This window comes from Castellaniella sp. (assembly GCF_049650445.1).
Classification (GTDB): domain Bacteria; phylum Pseudomonadota; class Gammaproteobacteria; order Burkholderiales; family Burkholderiaceae_B; genus Castellaniella.
Genome location: NZ_JBASAD010000016.1, coordinates 189,019 through 209,912 on the forward strand (window position 1 = coordinate 189,019; position 20,894 = coordinate 209,912).

Genomic DNA, 20,894 nt, shown 5'->3' on the forward strand with positions numbered 1-20,894 from the left:
CGTTATAATGCAGCCCTGAAGTACCGTCATCCATGGGTTCCCTCACCCCATCCAGCAAAAAGGTCCACATGAACTCCATCTCCGTTCCGCCGTCGCGGGCATCGTCCTATCTCGCCCTGCTGGTCGCGTTCCACATTCTGGTCATCATCGCCAGCAACTATCTGGTGCAGTTGCCCATCGAACTGTTCGGCTTCCACAGCACCTGGGGCGCCTTCAGCTTTCCCTTCATCTTTCTGGCCACCGACCTGACCGTGCGCCTGATCGGCAAGGGTCCGGCGCGCCGGGTGATCCTGCGCGCCATGGTGCCGGCGCTGATCGCTTCCTACATCGTCTCGGTGCTGTTCCACGAAGGGCGCTTCAACGGCCTGGACGCACTGAACGAATTCAACACCTTCGTGTTCCGCATCGCCTTCGCCAGCTTCGCGGCCTACGCCCTGGGCCAGTTGCTGGACGTGCATGTGTTCGACCGCATGCGGCGCGGCTATGTGCAGTGGTGGGTGGCGCCGGCGGCCTCTGCCGTGCTGGGGCAGGCGCTGGACACGATCGCGTTCTTTGGCATTGCCTTCTGGCGCAGCGACAACGCCTTCATGGCGGCAAACTGGGGAGAAATCGCCGCCGTGGACTATGCCATCAAGCTGACCGTCAGCCTGCTGCTGTTCGTGCCGATGTACGGTGTCGCCTTGAATGCGATCGTCCGCGCCATGCGGCGACGCGAGACCCTGCCGGCTGCGGCCTGAGCTTCACCACCACCCGGAGACCCGAAGCTGGGCAATCTGGGCGCCACCAAGCCATAATGGTCGTCTTGCCCATACGACCCTTGTGAGCCACGGGGCGGCAGAGGCCAGGCACTACAGCGTCACCGTCCCTTCGATGCAGGTGACGACCTCGCCGCCCACCCAGATGTCCGGGCCGGACTTCTGGACGTGCACGCGGCCCGCACGGCCCAGCGCCGTCCCCTGGGACGCCACATAAGACTCGGGCGCCAGGCCGCTGCCGATCAGCCACTGAGCGACACCGGCATTCAGGCTGCCTGTGACCGGGTCCTCTGGAATGCCCAGGCTGGGCACGAAGGCCCGCACCTCGAACTGCGCCTGCGTGCCATCGACGGCCGGGTCCCAGGGCGCCACCACACCCACCTTGAGATCGCTCAGGAGGGCCATATCAGGGCGCAGGTCCAGCACCTGCTGCCGCGACGTCAGCCGCACCGCCAGCCAGCCCGGACCATTGTCCACCCACTGCGCCTCCAGGATTTCATCCACGCCCAGCCTCAGCCCGGCGGCAACGCGTGACACCAGATCGGATTCGACCGGACCGGAGCGCACCAGCGGCGGCGCGGCGAACGCCACCCGCGACCCGTCAAGGCGCAAGGTAATCAGGCCCGCCAGGCATTCCTGAACGATCGTATCGCCGCGCGCCCGCCCCCCGCTGGCCAGCCACACCGCACAGGCACCCAGCGTGGGATGCCCGGCGAACGGCAACTCGCCACCCGGCGTAAAGATCCGCACCCGGTAGTCCGCCTGCGACGTCGTCGGCCGCAGCAGAAAGATCGTCTCGCTCAGGTTCGTCCAGCGGGCGAACGCCGCCATCGTCGCGTCCGTCAACCCGTCGGCGGCGATCACCACCGCCAGGGGATTGCCTTTCAGAGGGTCACTGGCAAAAACGTCTACTTGCTTGAAATCGAAGGTCGGCATGATGTGGGGGTCAGGCGATGAGGGAGAAAAGTTTTAATTCTCGCATCAAGGCGGGCTTGCGCGCATCCAGTACATCGGCCTGAATCCGGTAAATGATGGATCGGATCACGTCGGACTGGGACATATCAGTATCCCGTGCCAATTGCTTCAGGTTCTGCGCGGTTCGGGCGGTGACCTTGAGCGACAGGCGGCGACGCGCAGCGCCCCGCTGTTCTTTATACGTTTTCCTGGCACCCAGGCAGGCCTCCCGAAGCTCCGCAGCCGGATATTCACCCGTCGCGTAACGATGCAGGTACAGCGCCATCAGGATTTTCCGGAACTCGGTCGTGTTGTTCAGATCCACCTGGTACGCGGCATAATCCAACACGTCCAGATAGATCGCGGGCAACTGCGCTTCGATCGACTCCACCGCCTTTCGACGCGCATCCCGAATGGCCGGTGTGGACTGTGCTGGCGTGGCGACCACTGCATCGCAAACATCACACACATCCACCAGCAGGTCTTTCACCACCCCCAGTCCATCGCTGAATGGCACCGTACGTCGGACAAGCGTTGTCTCCACGATCTTCTTGCACTGGTGGCAGATCGCCCGGCTCTTGTCGCCTTCCTGGAACAGTCTAGTTTTCATGATGCGCAGGTGCGGTGGATGCTGATGAACACGGTGTCAGGGTCTCCGACAAAGTAGAACTTGATGTACCAACCTTGTGTCTTGATGATGTGGACATCGATCTCGGCGATGTAGTGATGCGGAGCACAGGTGTATTCAGTCCCGATGGCGCGCTGGATCAGAGCCCGGACCTCCACCGCTTTGACCGCACCGCATTGCAGTAGATTTTTCAAATCCATCTGGCTGCGGGTCTCGTGCCGAAAGGCCCCGGCTTGCAAAGCCTCGATGACAGTCTGTTTGACTGCCTTGAAGCCCTTTGGCATCTCCATTGCTTCTCCAATTTTACGATATATATCGTATAAATCAATGCTTTATTTCAAAGCAGCAGATCTTTCGAGCACACCACATCCACATCGATCAAAATTCCTGATCAATCATTTATTTTCTTTCAAAATACCCTATTGCCAGCCTTGATCAGGATAAAAACATCTATTAGGGTTACCCTCCGAGGTTCTTTCTCATGGGTATAATACTGTTCAAACATACAGTTATCAGAACGCCATGGAAGCCCCCGCTCTCCTCTCTCTACAGCCTGCCGTCTGCCGGCACGTCCAGGTCCCGGCGCACTGCGGCTTTCCCAGCCCGGCCGAGGACCACGCACAGAAACGGATCGACCTGAACACCGTCCTGATCCAGCACCCCGAAGCCACCTTCTACATGCGCGCCCGGGGCGAATCCATGCGCGACGCCGGCATCAGCGACGGCGATTCTCTGGTCGTGGATCGCGCCCTGGAAGCCCGGCACGGCGACATCGTGGTGGCCGTCGTCGACGGCGACTTCACCGTCAAGACCCTGCATCGCCAGGACGGCCGGGTGCGCCTGCGGGCGGCCAATCCCGCCTTCCAGGACATCGTGCCGCGCCACGGCCAGGAACTGCTCATCTGGGGAGTCGTCACATGGGTGCTCAAGCCCGCCGGCCGCCACCCCGCATCGCGCTGATCGACGGCAACAGCTTCTACTGCGCCTGCGAACGGGTCCTGCGCCCCTCGCTGGAGGGCAGGCCCGTCATCGTGCTGTCCAACAACGACGGCTGCGCCATCGCCCGCACGGCCGAAGCCAAGGCCCTGGGCATCGCCATGGGCGCCCCCTGGTTCAAGATCCAGCACCTGCAGGCCCGGGGACTGATCGCCATTTCCGCCAACTTCGCCCTGTACGGCGACATGAGCGACCGCATGATGCGCGTCATCGGCCAGTTCTCCCCCGCCCAGGAAATCTATTCCATCGACGAGTCCTTCCTGGACCTGACCGGCCTGCCCGGCACGGGCCGCGACATCGGCACGCAAATCCGCCAGCGCGTGCTGCGCTGGGTCGGCATTCCCACCTGCGTCGGCATCGGCACCACCAAGACCCTGGCCAAGCTCGCCAACCATCTGGCCAAGTCCCTGTCGCGCCTGCAAGGCGTCTGCGACCTGTCCGGCCTGGGCCAGGCGGAACTGATGCGCGCCATCCGCCACGTGCCCATCCAGGACGTCTGGGGGGTGGGCCGCAAGCTGGCGCCCAGCCTGGAGTCATCGGGCATCCGCACCGCCGCCGATCTGGCCCAAGCCGACCGCCATGTCCTGCGGCGGCGTTACTCCATCATGCTGGCCAAGACCGCCCAGGAACTGTGCGGCGAACCCGCCCTGGCCTGGGAAGACGCGCCCGTCCCCAAGCAGCAGATCATGTCCACCCGCAGCTTCGGCCTGCCCGTGCGCGAACTGGCCGAACTGGAGCAGGCCGTCAGCCTGTTCACCAGCCGCGCCGCCGAGAAACTGCGGCTGCAGCATTCCCATGCATCCGCCGTACAGGTCTATATCCGCACCAGCCGATTCAAGGTCGGACCGTGGCATGCCGACAGCGCAGTCGTGCCTTTGGGTTCACCCACGGACAGCACACCCACCCTGCTGCGCGCCGCGCTGAGCGGCTTGCGGTCGGTGTTCCGGCCAGGATTCGACTACGCCAAGGCAGGGGTGTGCCTGCTGGATGTCAGGCCGGCGGTGCCGGCTGCCGCGCAGGGGGAGCTGTTTGATTTTGAATCGCCAGGCGACGCGGCTCGATCCGGACGAACCATGGCGGTCGTGGATGCGCTCAATCAGCGCTTCGGCAGCCGGATGGTCCAGGTGGCAAGCGCCTTGCACGAAGCAGATGCGCGATGGTTGATGCGGCAAGCGCATCGGTCGCCGAGTTATACGACGGTGTGGGGGGAGGTGGTGGAGGTGGGGTGAGGCCAGGCATCACATCAGCCATGAGCCAGGTCGCGGCGACGCACCGCCAGCCAGGCCTTCACAGCGGCAATGGTAATGGGCACCGAGCCGAAGATGATGAAGACCAGATCGCCCGGCAGACGCAGCCACTCGATCGCCAGGGCCAACTCCGTACGCGTATAGGCGTGCGAGCGAGCGTGCCAGTAACCATTTTGCATGACATCCCACATTTGCAGCGCGCCGCTGGGGAAAAGGCTCAGGAGGACCATCATCAGGAGGCCCGCATTCGTGCCCCAATACGCCATGCGGACGTATTTCTCGATCCCGGGCCAGTCTTCTTCGCTGGCGGTCTGGCGCAGCACGAAGACCATGACGGCCAGGGCCAGCATGCCGAAAACGCCCATGAGTGCCGCGTGCCCGTGAGCCGGCGTCATTTGCGTACCGACCTCGTAGTAGCTGACGATAGGCAGGTTGATGAGGAACCCGAAGACCCCCGCGCCGAAAAAATTCCAGAAACCGACCGCGATCAGGAAATAGATGGTCCACTTGTGCGGCACGCGCACGCGACGGCCATCCGCCCCCTCTCCGCCCCGGGCGGTCTGCATGAACCGCCAGGCATCCAGCGTCAGCAGCGTCAGGGGAACGACCTCGAGCACCGAGACCAGGGCGGCGGCGGCCAGGTTGAAACTGCTGTGGCCGGAGAAATACCAGTGGTGTCCGGTACCGATCACCCCGCCCAGGAAGTACAGGATGGCATCCAGGTAAATGACACCCAGGGCCGTATTGCGGCGCGCGAGTCCCAGTTGGTAGAGGATGAGCGCCACCACCGTGGTCGCAAAGAACTCGAAGAAACCCTCGACCCACAGGTGGATGATCCAGAAGCGCCAGGTGTCCACCACCGTGTAATTGGTTTCCGCGCCATAGAACAGGGCCGGCAGGTAGAACACGGGGATGGCAAGTGCCGCAACCATGAACATGCGCACGATGGGGCGTGCCTCGGCCCGATCGACCTTGGCGGGCCGCGCCAGCCACCACAGCACACCGAACCAGACCAGCAGCCCGATCGCGAGCAGGTACTGCCAGAGCCGCCCGAGCTCCAGGTATTCCCATCCCTGGTTGCCCAGCCAGAACCACCAGTCACCGAGCATTTGCGCCATGCCGGCCCAGATGCCGAGCGAGCTGCCGACGATCACCGCCACAAAGGCGAAAAACAGGAAATGGGCCCAGCCCGCCAATGCGGCCGGCACCTGCTTGCGCAGGGTCGAACCCAGGAACAGGGCTGCGGCGACATAGGCCGTGGCGATCCACATGATGGCACTTTGCAGGTGCCAGGTGCGCAGCAGGTTGCTCGGGAAGATTTTCTCAAGCGGCAGGCCATAGAAACCATCGGGCTCGATACGGTAGTGGGCCACCGCGCCGCCCAACAATGTCTGGAGCAGGAAGACAGCGGCCACGAGCACGAAGAATTTGACAAGTGCGCGCTGGGCTGGCGTTGATTCTCCGGCGGGCGCGAAAGGACGCGTGCCGGGGCCGGAACTGATCCAGCCGATGTTCTCGAAACGTCCCGAAACCAACAGCATGAAGGCAATGCCACCCAACAGCACGATCAGGCTCATCGCGCTCCAGAACATCGTGCCGGCCGTCGGATGGTTGCCAACCAACGGATCGTAGGGGAAATTGTTGGTGTAGGAGTGGCCGTAGCCCGGACGTTCGGCGACCGACGCCCAGGCCGCCCAGGTCACGAAAGCGGAAAACTGCCGCAATTCTTCCGGATCACTGATGGCCTCGGATTTCAGGCCGCCACTATGGGCAGGGTCACTGAAGTACGTTTGCCAGTATTCCGGCTGCTTCGCCCAGGCCAGCGTTTCCGCGGCCGTGAGCGTCAGTGTGTCGGACTGGGCATCGTAACGATTCTTCTTCAGGATGGCGGCCACCTGTCCGGTGACGCCCGCCTGCCGGACCTCGTCCAGACTGTCGAAGGGTACGCCGAATTGCTCCAGCGAGAGCCTGTCGGCGCTGTCCACGCCGATCTTGTGCAGCGCCTCTGCCGAATAGTCCGGCCCCAGGTAGGCACCGTGTCCCCAAATGGAGCCATTGTTCATGAGACCATGCTTGAGGAACACGGACTGACCCGCGCCCACGTCGGCTCGGGTGAACAGCACGACGCCATCGGACCCGACCACCTTGCCCGGGATGGGGGGTGCATTCCGGTACCCGAGGAAGGTGATGAACAACAACATGGCGAAGCCAAATACCATGACAATGGCAATGGTACGCGTCCACCAACGAGAAAGCGGAGGGCTCTCTGGGGAGTGTTCTTCGGGTCTTGGTCTCACGTTTCTCGGCTCCGGAAGATATGCCCGGGTCAGGTACCGAGCATCGATGCAAGAAAACCGCCGTATTCAAATAATGCCAAGCCTTCGCTAAAAAGTCGACTATGGAAAATCCGTAGGGTCGGCGGGGAAACGACAGAGCGACTGAGTTCGGGCTGATCTTGAGGCGCCTGCGCGATCGTCGACATGGCGCAACCATTCAGAAAATCCAGACCGTTGCATCCACCGGTTGAATCCACAACCGACACCCGCCACCCCTACCCCCTCAACGCCCGCTCCACCCCCGCCACATCGATCTTCGCCATCTCCATCATCGCCTCGAACACCCGTTTCGCCGCCGCGCGGTCCGGGTGCTTCAACGCCTCCGACAGCACCCGAGGGGTGATCTGCCAGGAGATCCCCCACTTGTCCTTGCACCAGCCGCAGACGCTTGCCTGGCCGCCGTGGCCGACGATGGCATGCCACAGACGGTCGGTCTCGGCCTGATCGTCGGTCGCGACCTGGAACGAAAACGATTCGTTGTGGGTAAATTCCGGGCCGCCGTTCAAGCCCAGGCAAGGAATGCCCATGACGGTGAACTCGACGGTCAAAACATCACCTTCCTTGCCCGAGGGGTAGTCTCCAGGCGCATGGACGACGTCGCCCACGACGCTGTCCGGAAAGGTCTCCGCATAAAACCGGGCCGCCTCCAGGGCGGCGCCGTCGTACCAGAGACAAATCGTGTTTTTGCTGATCATTTATCGCTCCTGAGTAACGACGCATGCCGCACCTGCAGCGTCCTGATTCTGGCCACCGCCGCGCGATCGGCGACTGCGGCATCCATGGCCGCGTCAACCAGCGGCATGTCCTGCAGGTCCCGCTCGGTCTGGAAGAACGGCGTGACGGCTGCCGAATAGCCCGTCCCGACGGGGTTGATGAACACCAGGTCGCTGCGGTCGAGCAGGCTGTCGGTATTGTCTTCCAGCGTGCAGGGCGCGTTCCGTCGTATCCGTCACGGAATCATCCGGACCATTGCCGTATGCCGTCGGATCGGAATAGGGTTGGTCTTTCATGCCGCCCTCCCGGGAAACGTCTGACTGGCCCCCTGCCCTCGGTTTCATTTAACCGCCCGCCCCCGGCGGGGGCAAGCATGGTAATGGGTGCTTACCGGTCCGCTCGCAACACGTCGTGATTGCGCTGCTCGATGACTTCTCGAGTCCGGTCGCTCGTGCATGCGGTCGGTTCCAGCCGGATGTCGCGGTAACCCAGTACCGGACCATCCGCAGCGCGCGGCCCCATCCACTCGATGGGCCGGCCGCTGCGCTTGTCCACCATCCGGATGGGGCCACCGCCCGGTTCGCTCCCGGCCCACCGATCCCCCCACTGCATCAAAGCGACCAGAATCGGGTACAGCGCCTCGCCCTTCGGGGTCAGGCGGTATTCGAAGAAACGTTCGCCCTCCAGGGGCTGCTTGCTCAGGATGCCGTGTTCGACCAGATGGTTCAGGCGGTTGGTCAGCACATTGCGGGCGATGCCCAGGCGGCGCTGGAAGACGTCGAACCGGGTCGTGCCCAGGGTGCATTCGCGCACGATCATCAGGCTCCACCACTCTCCGACGATGTCGAGAGAGCGGGCGATGGAGCAATCGATGGCGGACAGGTCTTTACGGTACATACGGACATCTTATCACTCATAAGTTTCGTGACGAAACCATAAGGAGTATAGTTGCGTCACGAAACTATATGTCGCCCGCCGCACCATCAGACCCTGATCGGCGGTCTCGACCTGTCTTCAATCCGCTCTACCGCAGAGCCCCACGAGGGCTCGGGAGTCTCCCTCATGGATCGCCATCTGCTCACACTCGCCCTGGGAATGTTCGCCATCGGAACCGACAGTTTCGTGGTGGCCGGCATCATCCCCCTCATCGCCGATTCGATGCACGCCCCCATCCCCACGGCCGGCCAGATGGTGACGCTGTATGCCCTCTCCTACGCCGTGTTCTCGCCGGTCATCGCCGCCCTCGCCGCCCACTGGTCCCGCAAGGGGCTGCTGGTGGGCGGCATGGGAGTCTTCATCCTCGGCAATATGATGACGGCGCTGGCCCCCACGCTTTCCGTGCTGTTGGGCAGCCGCCTCATCACGGGACTCGGTGCCGCGATGTTCAGCCCGACCGCGACGGCAGTCGGCGCCTCCCTGGTTCCGCCGGCTCAAAGAGGACGGGCACTGGCCATCGTGATCGCGGGCTTGACCAGCGCCACGGCGCTCGGTTCCCCGATCGGTACGTTCCTGGGAACCCTGGGCGACTGGCGCATCACCCTGTGGTTCGTCACGGCGCTCGGCATCCTGGCGGCCATCGGCGTCTGGCTGCTGCTGCCCAGCCTGCCCACTTCACCAGCCATCAGCCTGCGCCAGCGGCTGGCTCCGCTGACCGACAGCCGCGTGACGCTCACCTTGCTCACCACGTTGCTGGCCTACGGCGGTTTTTTCACCGTCTACACCTACATCGGTGTGTCATTCGACCGCGCTACCCTCGGGAACGGCGACCGGCTGGCGCTGTTGCTGCTGATCTGGGGCTGCGCGGCGACCGCAGGCAATCTGGTCGCAGGCAAGCTGACGGACCGGTTGGGCAGCCGCCGCATCATCAATGGCGCCCTGTTACTGACCATAATCGACTTCACCTTGCTGCCCTGGAGCAGCGGTAGCCTGGCGAGTGCAATCCCGGCGTTGATTGTCTGGGCGTTCTGCGGCTGGGGACTGCTGGTGCCGCAACAGCACCGCCTGCTGGCGATCTTCCCTGCCCTGGGCGCACTGCTGATGGGGCTGAATTCCGCAGCGATCTACCTGGGGGTCTCCGCCTCGGGCATCCTGGGCGGCCTGGGGATTCAATTCGCCGACGCGCACCACCTGGGCTGGATCAGCGCGGTGCTGATCGCCCTGGCGTTCTTGTGTGCCGAAGGGGCCCATCGGCTGATGGCCCGATCGGAAGGTACCGCGCCACGTTGACGGCAAGGGGCGGCCGGGTTGGAGCGATCCCGCCAAACCGCTTCATGCCGGACGCCTTGAGTGCACCCTCCCTGCTGATCTGGCACAACGCCTGGTTGACGCGCTTTGTCAGTTCATCGTTGCCTTCTGTACGAACAATCAACCTCTCTTGGGCTCGACGCCTACGCGCGCGTCGCGGGCCAGCACCAATTCGGCCAACCGTTCCGCCGCCTCTTCGAACGCCGGGTCGTTCTGCGAAATGTAAAGCCATTTCCCCAGCACCTTGTGCGGCCGCAGCGCGGGCATTTCCTCCAACAGGCCGGCTTGACGCTCGTGCGAGGTACAGACCAGCAGCCCATTCCATGGCTCGTCGCCGCGATCAACGACACCCAGACACAGCATGCCGTCCATATACGCCGTCTCGCACCCGAACATGCGCGAACGAAGATAGCCCGGATCGAACTCGAACCGGTCGAAAACCCAGATGAGCGAGTTTTGGCGCCGAACGCGGGCTTTGGGCTCGAAAATAGGAGGTGGCTTAGGCATGGAGGTTTCCAAAACCGAACCTGGAAAAAGAAAACCCTCTGGAAAACCAGAGGGTTTCAGGTGACTGGTGGAGTCGGGGGGAATTGAACCCCCGTCCGCAAGCCCTCCGCAGGTAGCTCTACATACTTAGTCGGCCTATTTTGAGTTTTAACCTTGGATCATGCCGGACGACAGGCCCTTCCTTGGCGATTCGCACTGATTTAAGACCCGACCCAGCGACCTGATCGAACCCGATTCCCTGTAGATGACGCTGCTGTGGGTTTGACCCCACCCGACCCAGGGACCAGTCGGTGCAGCGGCTCACCGCTTAAGCGGCCAGAGCGAAACGCTCGTCGTTGGCGTTTGTAGTTTTCCAGTGGATTTACGAGCGTACTGGTGCTCGGTATGCACTATCCTGTTTTGTGACCCACGTCGAAGCCAAATCGACCCCATGCCTCTCATTGTACCGGCATTTTTCAGATAATGAAATTACAATCGGGGGCCATGAGGACGTTACGCCACACACGCGCCACACCGCCGGTCGCTTCAGCCAGGATTTCGCCATGCTGCGCTGGCTGACGGGACGCGATGCCCGGGACCGGGAACTGGACCAGGCCCTGGAATCGCTGGACACGCGGGTCTGGATGCCCCTGCTGGCGCAACACCCCTTCCTGCTCGGCCTGGACGCCCAGGAAACCGAAACCCTGCGCCGGCACACGGCCTGGATTCTGGCGAACAAATCCTTCCATGGAGCCCATGGCCTGCGGGTGACGCCGGACATGTGCCGCTCGATCGCAATTCAGGCCGCCTTGCCGGTCCTGGGGCTGGACACCTCGCTGTACCGGGGCTGGACGCAGATCGTGGTCTACCCGGGCGGTTTCCTGGTACAGCGCGCCGAGACCGATGAGGCGGGCGTGGTCCACGAATACGAGCAGGAAACGTCCGGCGAGTCCTGGGAAGGCGGTCCGGTGATCCTGTCCTGGGAAGACGCGCGCGCCGGGACGGACACCCAGGCGAACGTGGTGATCCACGAATTCGCCCACAAGCTCGACCAGCGCGACGGCGGTGCGGACGGCATGCCGGGGCTGCGCGCGCATCGGGATCTGAGCCCACGCCACTGGCGCGAGGTCCTGGACCGGACCTTTGACGATTTCAGCGCCTGGGTGGACGAGGTCGATGCGCTCATCCCGCCCGACGTGGATCCGGAATCCGACGAAGCCGCCGGGTGGTACGCGGAACTGCCGCTGGACCCCTACGCGGCGCAGGACCCGGCGGAATTTTTCGCGGTCAGTTCGGAAAGCTTTTTCATCGACCCCTGGGCGATGGCGGCGGCCTGGCCGGACTGGTATCAGTTGCTGGTGCAGTATTATCGGCAGGATCCCCTGCATCGCCTGGAAGCCGCCAGCACCCAGCGCCCCGTCCGCCCCTGACGCGACAGGCCGGGACGACAGAACGCACGCCGGGCCCAGACAGGACGGCTGGCTGCCCCACCACCATAAGGACTCCGAACATGGACATCACCCTCGCGGCCGCCGACGGCCATACGTTCACCGCCTATCTGTGCGGCCCCGAAGACGCCCGGACCGGCATCGTCGTGCTGCCGGAAATTTTCGGCATCAACGCGCACATTCGCCAGATGGCGGACCGCTTCGCGGCGCGGGGCTATCGGGTGATCTGCCCGTCCCTGTTCGATCGGGCGGCAGGCAGCGAACCCGGCCTGCAACTGGGCTACGACCCCATGGGCCGCGACCAGGGCCTGGCCCTGCGCAAGACGATCAGCGACGAAGACGCCCTGCTGGACATCGAGGCGGCGGCCGCCGCGCTCGGCGGCCAGTCGGCCTGTCTGGTGACCGGCTACTGCTGGGGCGGCTATCTGTCCTGGCGCGCGGCCTGCCTGAGCGACACCTTTGCCGCCGCGTCCTGCTGGTACGGCGGGGGCATTGTGCGCCATTGCCACGACACGCCCCGCATCCCGGTACAGATGCACTTTGGCGGACAGGACGGATCAATCCCGATGTCGGACGTGCAGGCCATCCAGGCGGCGCAACCCGGCCTGCCGATCCACGTCTATCCAGAGGCCGGCCATGCGTTCGGCCGCGAAGGCACGACAGCCTACCACCCGGCTTCGGCGGCCCTGGCCTGGGAGCGAACGCTGGCGTTTTTCGCTGATCCCCGCCTCTGACGACGAAAACCACTGGCCGATACCGTGGCTTTTTCGATACACCCAGCCCGGCGCGCCAGAGCCGATCACGCGCGCGATGAGCAACAAACGTGTGTAGTTGTTCCTGTCACGCAATGAAAGCCGCCCATCCGTAGCTTTTTGAAGCGTCTGTCCCCGGAGTATTCACAATCCAGCCGCCTGCACGGGCCACAATGGGGTCCCTCGATCCACAGGACAGTCACATGAAAAAAAGCATCGTTGCGGCAGGCCTGCTCGCTGGCATATTGATGGCGGGACCGACTGCTCATGCGGGCGACGTGGACGTCGGCATTTCCATCGGCATCCCCGGCGTCGTCTGGGGCGGGCCCGCCTACTATCCGCCTCCGCCGCCTCACTATTACCGCCCGCGCGTCGTCGTGGTGCCCGAGCCTGTTTATGGACCCGGCCCCGGCTACTATCGCCAGGGCTGGAGGGACCGGGAACGCTACGAGCGCCACCAGCGCAAACAGTGGAAGAAATATATGAAACATCACAGAGGCCACGACTGGGACGATTAAGCCCCAGCCTCGTCCCGCTTCCGGAGAGACCCTTCCTGGACGCGGCGCGCGCAAGCAATGCGCCGCCGCGTCTTTTTTTTATCGACTGAAAGCGGAACCCAAAGCGGGCTTGGCCGCGCGCCTACTGCGTCAGCACGCCGTCCCGGTAATCGCGCATGGCCTGCTCGATTTCCTCGGTCGTGTTCATGACGAAGGGGCCGTACTGGACGACAGGCTCGTTCAGAGGCTTGCCGGCCAGCAGCAGCACCCGCACAGCATCGGCATCATCCTGCGTCGGCGCAATATGCAGGGTCTCGCCCTGCGCGCCGAACCAGACCGTATGCCCGGCCTCGACGGCCTGCCCCTCGGCGTCCAGCCTGCCCTCGAAGACGTACACCAGCGCCTGATGCGTGGCCGGGACCGGAATGTCCACGGCCTGCCCCGCCATGACGCGAATGTCGGCGATCAGCGGCTGGGTGGCGGGATTCGCCTGCCCCGGTCCCTGCAACGGACAGGTCGCCCAGGGAATGGTGCCGGCGATCAGCTTGATGAAGCCGCCTTCGGGCAATTCGGCCACGGCCAGCGAGTCGGCCGGGATGTCGCGGTAATGCGCGGGCTGCATCTTGTCGGCCGCCGGCAGGTTCAGCCAGATCTGGAAACCGCGCAGCAAGCCGTTTTCCTGCTGGGGCATTTCTTCGTGGATGATGCCGCGCCCGGCGGTCATCCACTGCACGCCGCCGGCCTTCAGATCGCCCTCGTTGCCCAGGTGGTCACGATGGCGCATGTGGCCGTCGACGATGTAGGTCACCGTCTCGAAGCCGCGATGCGGATGCGGTGGAAAGCCGGCGATGTAATCGTCCGGGTTGTCGGACGAGAAAGCGTCCAGCATCAGGAAGGGGTCCATGCGGAACTGCCGCTGGTGTCCCAGGGCGCGCAGCAGGCGCACGCCCGCGCCATCCTCGGCGGGTTGGGCGGGCAGAATGCGGGTGACGGCTCGATGCGTCATGATGGGCTCCTTGGGGGATCGGCCGGGAGCCGACGCCCCCGCCGCGGGCCTGCGGTTCAGAGCCCGACGTTGTCCTTTTCCAGCACCTGTTCGGCGCGGTAGCTGGACCGCACCAGCGCACCGGACACGACCTCGCGGAAGCCCTTGGACAGACCCAGATCACGGTAGGCGCGGAATTCGTCGGGCGTGACGAAACGGCGCACCGGCAGGTGATTGGCCGTGGGCCGCATGTATTGGCCGAAGGTCAGGATATCGACGTTGGCGGCGCGGATGTCGTCCATCGCCTGCTCGATTTCGTCGTCGGTCTCGCCCAGGCCCAGCATGATGCTGGTCTTGGTCAGGGTGTGCGGCGCGTAGGCCTTGGCGTGCGCCAGCACGTCCAGGGTCTGGCGATAGCCGGCGCGGGCGTCGCGCACGACGTGCGTCAGGCGTTCGACTGTTTCGACGTTCTGGGCAAAGGTGATCAGGCCGGCGTCCAGGATCTTTTCCACACAACCGTGATCGCCCTTGAAATCGGGGGTCAGGGCCTCGACGGCCGTCCGCGGCGAACGTTCGTGAATGGCGCGGATACAGGCGGCGTAGTGGCCCGCCCCGCCGTCGATCAGGTCATCGCGGTCGACCGAGGTCAGCACCACGTATTTAAGCTGCATCAGCGCCACCGCGTCGGCGACGCTGGCGGGTTCGTCGTGGTCCAGCCAGCCATGGGGATTGCCGGTGCTGACGGCGCAGAACTTGCAGGCCCGCGTACAGACCGAACCCATCAGCATCAGGGTCGCCGTGCCCCGCCCCCAGCATTCGGCGATGTTGGGACATTTGGATTCGGCGCAGACCGTGTTCAGCTTGTGCGTCTGGACGATCTCGCGGACCTCCTGATATCGCGCCCCCGCCGGGACGCGCACCCGCAGCCAGGACGGCTTGGGCGCGGAATCGGGGATCTCGGTGAGGTCGCTGGGGCGCATGCCGTCCTTGACGGCCTTGGTGCCCTGCGGACTGATGAATTTGGCTCCCGAACGGGCGCGGATGATGGGGACTTCGGTCGTCATGGAAAACCTGCGGGAAATAGTCGAAAACGGGCACTCGTCACCCCCGGCGAGCGCCTGTGCGGATAGTACCACGCGCCCCCGGGCACACCGTCCCGCCCGACCTGGCGACGGGGTCATCGATCGATATACAGACTATTTCGCGACACCGCACCGCCCGGTATACTCCCCGCCATGCTGCCGGCCGCCCCCCCAAAGATCCCCCTGCTCGCCCGCCCGCCGGGCGCCGCCCTGGTGCTGCTGTGCCTGCTGGGCATGGTCACGCTCTGGACGACGCTGTGCGCCCTCAGCCATACCGCCCCCGACCTGGACGGCATGGAAGAACTCGTCTGGGCGGCCAGCCTGGAACTGGGCTACACCAAGCATCCGCCTCTGCCCTCCTGGTTCATGCACCTGGCCACGGAACTGCTGGGCCGTCCGGTGTGGCTGCCTTTCCTGATGGGGCAGATATTCTCGGCCCTGGGACTGTGGTTCGTGTGGAAGCTGGGCCGCGAGATCACCACGCCGCACCGGGCGCTGATCGCCACGCTGCTGGTTTCGGTGACCGCCTATTTCTCGCTGCGCGGCACGATCTACAACCACAACACGGCCCAGCTCTGGTCGATCACCGCCTCGATCTGGCTGTTCCACCGGGCGCTGCGAGGCGGCCGGATGCGCGACTGGGCGCTGCTGGGCGCAGTCGGCGGCCTGGCGATGCTGACCAAATACAGCGCCCTGATCCAGTTCGCCGCCTTCTTCCTGTACGCGCTGCGCTGCGGCGCACTGCGCCGCCCGGACGTCTGGCGTGGCATCGCCGTCGCAACGGCGGCGTTTCTGATCGTGCTCGGCCCGCACCTGTGGTGGCTGGATCAGCATGACTTCGAACCGCTGCGCTACGCCGACGCGTCATTGGCTGCGGGCGGGCGGCTGGCCGCCCTGAAAGACTTGCTGGACTTCACCCTGGACCAGGCCGGACGGCTGGCACCCATGGTGCTGGCGCTGGCCGCCTGGACGCTGTGGCGCAAGCGCCGAAGCGATCGCGCGCCCGGCCACGCGGCCAACGACGAACAGTTCGCGGGGCCCGCCGCCGCCCCGCGCTACTGGTTCGACCTGGCGCCTGAGGACCGGCGCTTCCTGCTGTGGGTCGGCCTGGCGCCTTTTCTCAGCACGGTGCTGATCTCGGTGGTGCTGGGCTCGCGGCTGGAGGCTTCCTGGGGCAGCACCTTCTTCGTGCTGTTCGGCTTCTACGGACTGGGCTGGCTGCGCGGCCCCGAGACGGTGCAACTGCGACGCGTCCTGATCCTGACGATCGCGCTGCATGTCCTGATGGCCGTCGGCTATGCCGCCGCCCGAGGCCCGATCGCGCAGATGACGGGCCACGCCTCTCGCTCCACCTACCCCGGGCCGGCACTGGCCGCGCAGGCGCTGCGGCACTGGCAAGACCACCAGCCCGGGCGGCCCCTGCGCGTCGTGGTCTCGAATACCTGGATGGGCGGCAACATCGCCGTGCACGTCGGCCCTGACACCCGGGTCTGGATCGACGCCAGCGACGAGCAGTCCCCCTGGTTCGCTCCGGGGACGGCCCTGCGCTGCGGCGCGCTGATCGCCTACAGCGAACGGGGACGCGCCACGCCGGCGCCGGCCGTGCAGGCCTTATATGACGCAGCGCCCTGGAAAGGCGTAGATGCGGTGCCCTGGTCCGGCCCCAAGGGCAAAGTGATCGATCTGCACTGGGCGGTGCTGCCCGCCACGCCCGATTGCCTGAAGGGCGATTAGGCTTGGGGGTTGATCAGGCCTGGGCTAGTGAGCGGCGGGCCTGGCGGACTGGGCACCCGGGCGCAGGTCGGTGCCATTGGCCAGCAGCGGCTCGAAATCGATCGGCGCCAGCGGCCGGGCGAACAGATACCCCTGGCCGTAATCACAGCCGGCGGCGGCCAGCAGCGCGTATTGTTCGCGCGATTCGATGCCTTCGGCCACTACGCGCAGGCCCAGCTTGTGCGCCAGCAGGATGACCGCCTCGCACAGGGCCAGGTCAGGACCATCCGAACTGAGATTGGCCACGAAGGACTGGTCGATCTTGAGAAAATCGATGTTGAACTTGCGCAGATAGGACAGCGAAGAATAGCCGGTGCCGAAGTCGTCCAGCGCGACCTGCATGCCGGCATCGCGGAAGGCATCCAACTGGCGCTGGATGCGTTCGTCGCCGGAATCGATCAACAGGCCTTCGGTGATTTCGATGATGACCTGACGCGGCGACAGGCCCAGGGTATCCAGGTGGCTGCGCCAGAAGGCGTGATCCAGGCCCTCGTGGCGCAACTGGGCCGGAGAAATATTGACGCTGACCTGCATGTCCAGCCCGTACTGACGACGCCATTCGGCGACCTGGCGGGTGGCCTCGCAAAAGACCCAGTCCCCGATGGGGCGGATGATGCCGGTTTCCTCGGCCAGGGGAATGAATTCGCTGGGCGACACCAGGCCCCGGACCGGATGATGCCAGCGCAGCAGCGTCTCGGCCTTGATGATGCGGCCGCTGTTCAGATCGACGATGGGCTGATAATCCAGCGAGAACTGGTTCTGGCCCAGCGCCAGATGCAGATCGTTGACCAGCCGCATGCGGGTCTGGGCCTGTTCCTGCATCGACAGCGTGAAATAGCAACTGCGGTTGCGACCCTCGGCCTTGGCGGCGTACATGGCCTGGTCGGCGTTGTTCAACAGGGCTTCCGCGTCGGCGGCGTCATCCGGATAAAAAGTGATGCCGATGCTGGTGGAGATGAAGACGGTTTCGACCCCCAGGCGGAAGGGCTCGGCCAGCCGGCGCAGGATGTTGCGGGTCAGGCGTTCGACATCACGCGGTTCGCGGATGTCGTCCAGAAGGACCGTGAATTCGTCGCCGCCCAGCCGGGCCACGGTATCACTCTGGCGCACGCAGCCGCCAAGCCGCCGGGCGGCTTCCTTCAGCAGTTCGTCGCCCATGGCGTGACCCAGGGTATCGTTGATTTCCTTGAAGCGGTCCAGGTCCAGGAACAGCAACCCCGTGCGGCTGCCGGTGCGCCGGGATTTACGGATGCTCTGTTCCAGGCGATCGTGAAACATCTGCCGGTTGGGCAGATCGGTCAGGCGGTCGAAGTTGGCCTGCTTCCAGATGATGGCCTCGGCCTGCTTGATCTCGGCGATATTGGAAAAGATCATCACCCGGCGATGGACCTCGTCATCCGCGCCATAGGACGTGTTGATGCTGAGCCATTCAGGGTAAAGCTCGCCATTGGCGTGCTGGCCCCAGTGTTCGCCCTGCCAACTGCCGGTTTCCATCACCGTGCGCCACATGGTCCGGTAGAACTCGCGGTCGTGGCAGGGAGAATTCAGGCAGCGGACGTGGCGGCCGATGACTTCGGATTCAGGACGTCCCCGCAGTTTCACGAACGCCGGGTTGACGTCCAGGATGAAGCCCTTGGGGTCCAGCACCAGCATGCCCTCGCTGGTGCTGCGGTAGACCAGCGAGGCCAGTTCAGCCTGGCGGTCGATGTCGGGCAGGCCCGGCCGGCGCAGGCGCATGACGTACAAGTGGCTGTGGCCAGTAGGCGACGGGATGTGCGTGGCGGCGCCCGCCAGCATCAGGGGCTGGCGCTGCCGGTCCAGGCCCGGACCGCGCCACGGCAGGGTATTGCGCGTGCCGGACTGGCGCAGCCGCTGATTGATGTCGCCCACATCGGGCAGCAGGGCCTCGACGCCGAGTCCGATGGCCGTGCCCCTGCGGTAGCCGAACAGGCGCTCGGCGCTGCGGTTCATGTAGACGATGGCGCCGTGCGTGTCCGTCGCCAGGAAGGCATCCTGCGAGTAGTCTCCCAGCCGGATCAGGGCCAGGATGTGGGAACGGTCGGTGTGATCGGACGATAGCAATACATCGACGTCCGGACCGGGTTCCTGGATATAGAGAGGGATGGGAGATTTGAGCAGGGGAAACATCACACGAGCAGGAGTGGATGTGCGTCAGTCGTCACAATAAAGTCCGCTGAAAAACCTGCGACTTTTCGATTTTTAACACATCGGTAACCTTGGTCACCATGGGTATTATCCATGAGACCTGCCGCGCGCGCAGGCCACTCCATCCGCCCGGCATGGTTTTACGGGCCAGGAAGGCCGCCTCTGGCCGGGCCGGCGGCGATCAGGGAGCTTCGCCGAAGTATTCCTTGAACCGATGTCCCAGCTTGCGCGCCTTGGTGCGCAGATATTGCTCGTTGTAGGGATTGCGGTTGACCTGCAACGGTATGCGCTCGGCGACCGTGATGCCCAGATCCGCCAGCACGCGCTCCTTGCGCGGGTTGTTGGTCATCAGCCGCACGCTGCGAATGCCGAAATGATCCAGCATGGGGCGGCACAGGTCGTAGCGGCGCAGGTCGGCGGGAAAGCCCAGACGTTCATTGGCTTCGACCGTGTCGGCACCCTCGTCCTGCAACTGATAGGCACGGATCTTGTTCAGCAAACCGATGCCCCGGCCCTCCTGGCGCAGGTACATGATGATGCCCCGGCCCTCCTCCGCAATGCGCTGCAGAGCGGCCTCCAGTTGGGCGCCGCAATCGCAGCGCTGGCTGAACAGAGCGTCGCCCGTCAGGCATTCGGAATGGATGCGCGCCAGCACGGGCTCGTCTCCGAACGGCTCGCCCAGCGTCAGGGCCACGTGTTCCTTGCCCGTGGCGGGCTCGGCAAAAGCGTGAATCCGGAAGACGGCCCAGGGCATGGGCAACTGGCTGGAAGCGACATACTGCAGGATGCCGCCATCCGCGACAGGCGCGGAACCGGAGGGGGTGGACATGGAGAATGCGTCATGGAGGGAATGAAACGGGCTATAGATTAACACCCCGGCCGCGCGCCTTAAACTACACCGCTTGCCGGGACCCCGCGACATCCAACGACACGACCGCCGCCATGAACGCATTCCTGTATCTGCTGACCGTACTGATCTGGGGCACCACCTGGATCGCCATCAAACTGCAACTGGGCATCGTCGCCATTCCGGTGTCGATCTTCTACCGCTTCGGACTGGCCTCGGCGATTCTGCTGGGCGCCTTGATCATGCTGGGCCGCCTGCAGCGGCTGGACCGGCGCGGCCACCTGCTGTGCCTGGGCCAGGGCCTGTGTCTGTTCTGCCTGAACTTCCTGTGTTTCTACAGCGCCACACAGTGGATTTCCAGCGGCCTGGTGTCGGTGGTTTTCTCCGCAGCCACCCTGTGGAACGCACTCAATGCACGCCTGTGGTTCGGCACCCGCATCACGCCACGCGTCATGCTGGGCGGCGCCTTTGGCCTGGCCGGCCTGGCGCTGCTGTTCTGGCCCGAACTGGCAGGCCAGGCCGCCACGCTGGAAACCCTGCTGGGCCTGGGCCTGGCGCTGCTGGGCACGCTGTGCTTTTCCACCGGCAACATGCTGTCGTCGGCCCAGCAGCGCGCCGGCATCGGCCCGCTGACGGGCAATGCCTACAGCATGCTGTATGGATCGCTGATCCTGCTGGCGGGCTGCCTGCTGACGGGCCAGCCCTTCGATTTCGACCCTTCGCCAGCCTATGTGGGGGCGCTGCTGTACCTGGCGGTTTTCGGTTCCGTCGTGGGCTTCACCGCCTACCTGACCCTGGTGGGCCGCATCGGCCCGGTGCGCACGGCCTACTGCACGGTGCTGTTCCCGGTGGTGGCACTGAGCATTTCCTCGGTGGCCGAAGGGTATCGATGGACGCCCTATGCCGTCGCAGGACTGGCGCTCGTCATCCTGGGCAATGTGCTGGTGTTCGCGCGGCGGGCGGCCAAGTAAACAGCGCAAAAAA

21 protein-coding genes and 1 other RNA gene are annotated in these 20,894 nt (G+C 64.5%); 9 read left to right on the plus strand and 13 right to left on the minus strand.

Annotation, left to right across the window (positions count from 1 at the left end; all coding sequences use genetic code 11):
- Positions 1-68: 68 nt before the first annotated feature.
- Complete coding sequence (locus WA983_RS05335) at positions 69-737, plus strand: 7-cyano-7-deazaguanine/7-aminomethyl-7-deazaguanine transporter (protein WP_424311704.1); 669 nt, start codon at positions 69-71, stop codon at positions 735-737.
- Positions 738-848: 111 nt separating this feature from the next.
- Here WA983_RS05335 and WA983_RS05340 read toward each other — a convergent pair whose 3' ends face one another.
- Genes WA983_RS05340 through WA983_RS05350 form a run of 3 tightly spaced genes read right to left on the minus strand, consistent with a single transcriptional unit; the run spans position 849 to position 2,627 of the window.
- Entirely contained in the window at positions 849-1,691 is an 843-nt protein-coding gene (locus tag WA983_RS05340; protein ID WP_424250848.1) for a PhzF family phenazine biosynthesis protein, read from the minus strand.
- Between the two features lie 10 nt (positions 1,692-1,701).
- Entirely contained in the window at positions 1,702-2,319 is a 618-nt protein-coding gene (locus WA983_RS05345; RefSeq protein ID WP_424250846.1) for a hypothetical protein, read from the minus strand.
- A complete protein-coding gene (locus WA983_RS05350) occupies positions 2,316-2,627 on the minus strand; it encodes a hypothetical protein (RefSeq protein ID WP_424250844.1) in 312 nt (103 codons plus the stop codon). The genes WA983_RS05345 and WA983_RS05350 overlap by 4 nt, the downstream gene beginning before the upstream one ends.
- Before the next feature lie 232 nt (positions 2,628-2,859).
- On the opposite strand from WA983_RS05350, the gene WA983_RS05355 reads away from it, so the two are divergent.
- Positions 2,860-3,297, plus strand: coding sequence for a LexA family protein (locus WA983_RS05355; protein WP_424250842.1), 438 nt, complete (start codon positions 2,860-2,862; stop codon positions 3,295-3,297).
- A complete protein-coding gene (locus tag WA983_RS05360; protein ID WP_424311705.1) occupies positions 3,255-4,562 on the plus strand; it encodes a Y-family DNA polymerase in 1,308 nt (435 codons plus the stop codon). The genes WA983_RS05355 and WA983_RS05360 overlap by 43 nt, the downstream gene beginning before the upstream one ends.
- 14 nt (positions 4,563-4,576) lie before the next feature.
- On the opposite strand, the gene WA983_RS05365 is transcribed toward WA983_RS05360, so the two are convergent.
- From WA983_RS05365 to WA983_RS05380, 4 genes are all read right to left on the minus strand, one after another.
- Positions 4,577-6,781 carry a nitric-oxide reductase large subunit gene (locus WA983_RS05365; protein ID WP_424311706.1) on the minus strand — a complete coding sequence of 735 codons (2,205 nt, stop codon included), beginning with the start codon at positions 6,779-6,781 and terminating at the stop codon, positions 4,577-4,579.
- A gap of 350 nt (positions 6,782-7,131) precedes the next feature.
- Positions 7,132-7,611 (minus strand): VOC family protein, encoded by a 480-nt coding sequence (locus WA983_RS05370; RefSeq protein WP_424250836.1) that lies wholly within the window; start codon positions 7,609-7,611, stop codon positions 7,132-7,134.
- Positions 7,608-7,796 carry a hypothetical protein gene (locus tag WA983_RS05375; protein WP_424250834.1) on the minus strand — a complete coding sequence of 63 codons (189 nt, stop codon included), beginning with the start codon at positions 7,794-7,796 and terminating at the stop codon, positions 7,608-7,610. The genes WA983_RS05370 and WA983_RS05375 overlap by 4 nt, the downstream gene beginning before the upstream one ends.
- Before the next feature lie 221 nt (positions 7,797-8,017).
- Positions 8,018-8,527 (minus strand): winged helix-turn-helix transcriptional regulator, encoded by a 510-nt coding sequence (locus WA983_RS05380; RefSeq protein ID WP_424250832.1) that lies wholly within the window; start codon positions 8,525-8,527, stop codon positions 8,018-8,020.
- Between the two features lie 165 nt (positions 8,528-8,692).
- Between WA983_RS05380 and WA983_RS05385 the strand changes: the two genes are divergently transcribed.
- A complete protein-coding gene (locus WA983_RS05385; protein ID WP_424311707.1) occupies positions 8,693-9,856 on the plus strand; it encodes an MFS transporter in 1,164 nt (387 codons plus the stop codon).
- 138 nt (positions 9,857-9,994) lie between these two features.
- On the opposite strand, the gene WA983_RS05390 is transcribed toward WA983_RS05385, so the two are convergent.
- Positions 9,995-10,381, minus strand: coding sequence for a hypothetical protein (locus WA983_RS05390; RefSeq protein ID WP_424250828.1), 387 nt, complete (start codon positions 10,379-10,381; stop codon positions 9,995-9,997).
- Positions 10,382-10,446: 65 nt separating this feature from the next.
- Positions 10,447-10,811, minus strand: a transfer-messenger RNA (tmRNA) gene (gene ssrA / locus WA983_RS05395).
- A 112-nt stretch (positions 10,812-10,923) separates the two neighbouring features.
- On the opposite strand from ssrA, the gene WA983_RS05400 reads away from it, so the two are divergent.
- The 3 genes from WA983_RS05400 (at position 10,924) to WA983_RS05410 (ending at position 13,078) form a co-directional block, all read left to right on the plus strand.
- Entirely contained in the window at positions 10,924-11,790 is an 867-nt protein-coding gene (locus WA983_RS05400; RefSeq protein ID WP_424311708.1) for a zinc-dependent peptidase, read from the plus strand.
- Positions 11,791-11,870: 80 nt separating this feature from the next.
- The gene (locus tag WA983_RS05405; protein ID WP_424311709.1) at positions 11,871-12,542 is read left to right on the plus strand and encodes a dienelactone hydrolase family protein; all 672 of its coding nucleotides are present in this window, start codon (positions 11,871-11,873) and stop codon (positions 12,540-12,542) included.
- Positions 12,543-12,763: 221 nt separating this feature from the next.
- Complete coding sequence (locus WA983_RS05410; protein ID WP_424250076.1) at positions 12,764-13,078, plus strand: hypothetical protein; 315 nt, start codon at positions 12,764-12,766, stop codon at positions 13,076-13,078.
- A gap of 121 nt (positions 13,079-13,199) precedes the next feature.
- Here the strand turns inward: WA983_RS05410 and WA983_RS05415 are convergent, their stop codons facing one another.
- Both WA983_RS05415 and lipA read right to left on the minus strand, forming a co-directional pair.
- Positions 13,200-14,063: a pirin family protein gene (locus WA983_RS05415; protein ID WP_424311710.1), complete on the minus strand. Its 864-nt coding sequence runs from the start codon at positions 14,061-14,063 to the stop codon at positions 13,200-13,202.
- A 56-nt stretch (positions 14,064-14,119) separates the two neighbouring features.
- Positions 14,120-15,106, minus strand: coding sequence for a lipoyl synthase (gene lipA, locus WA983_RS05420; RefSeq protein ID WP_424250080.1), 987 nt, complete (start codon positions 15,104-15,106; stop codon positions 14,120-14,122).
- Between the two features lie 171 nt (positions 15,107-15,277).
- Here lipA and WA983_RS05425 point away from each other — a divergent pair, with 171 nt between their 5' ends.
- Entirely contained in the window at positions 15,278-16,858 is a 1,581-nt protein-coding gene (locus WA983_RS05425) for a glycosyltransferase family 39 protein (RefSeq protein ID WP_424250081.1), read from the plus strand.
- Positions 16,859-16,882: 24 nt separating this feature from the next.
- Here the strand turns inward: WA983_RS05425 and WA983_RS05430 are convergent, their stop codons facing one another.
- Together WA983_RS05430 and ribA are read right to left on the minus strand one after the other, a co-directional pair.
- Positions 16,883-19,045 carry a putative bifunctional diguanylate cyclase/phosphodiesterase gene (locus WA983_RS05430; protein WP_424311711.1) on the minus strand — a complete coding sequence of 721 codons (2,163 nt, stop codon included), beginning with the start codon at positions 19,043-19,045 and terminating at the stop codon, positions 16,883-16,885.
- 199 nt (positions 19,046-19,244) lie between these two features.
- Positions 19,245-19,892, minus strand: coding sequence for a GTP cyclohydrolase II (ribA, locus tag WA983_RS05435; RefSeq protein WP_424250085.1), 648 nt, complete (start codon positions 19,890-19,892; stop codon positions 19,245-19,247).
- Between the two features lie 113 nt (positions 19,893-20,005).
- On the opposite strand from ribA, the gene WA983_RS05440 reads away from it, so the two are divergent.
- Positions 20,006-20,881 (plus strand): DMT family transporter, encoded by an 876-nt coding sequence (locus WA983_RS05440; RefSeq protein WP_424250087.1) that lies wholly within the window; start codon positions 20,006-20,008, stop codon positions 20,879-20,881.
- Positions 20,882-20,894: the final 13 nt, after the last annotated feature.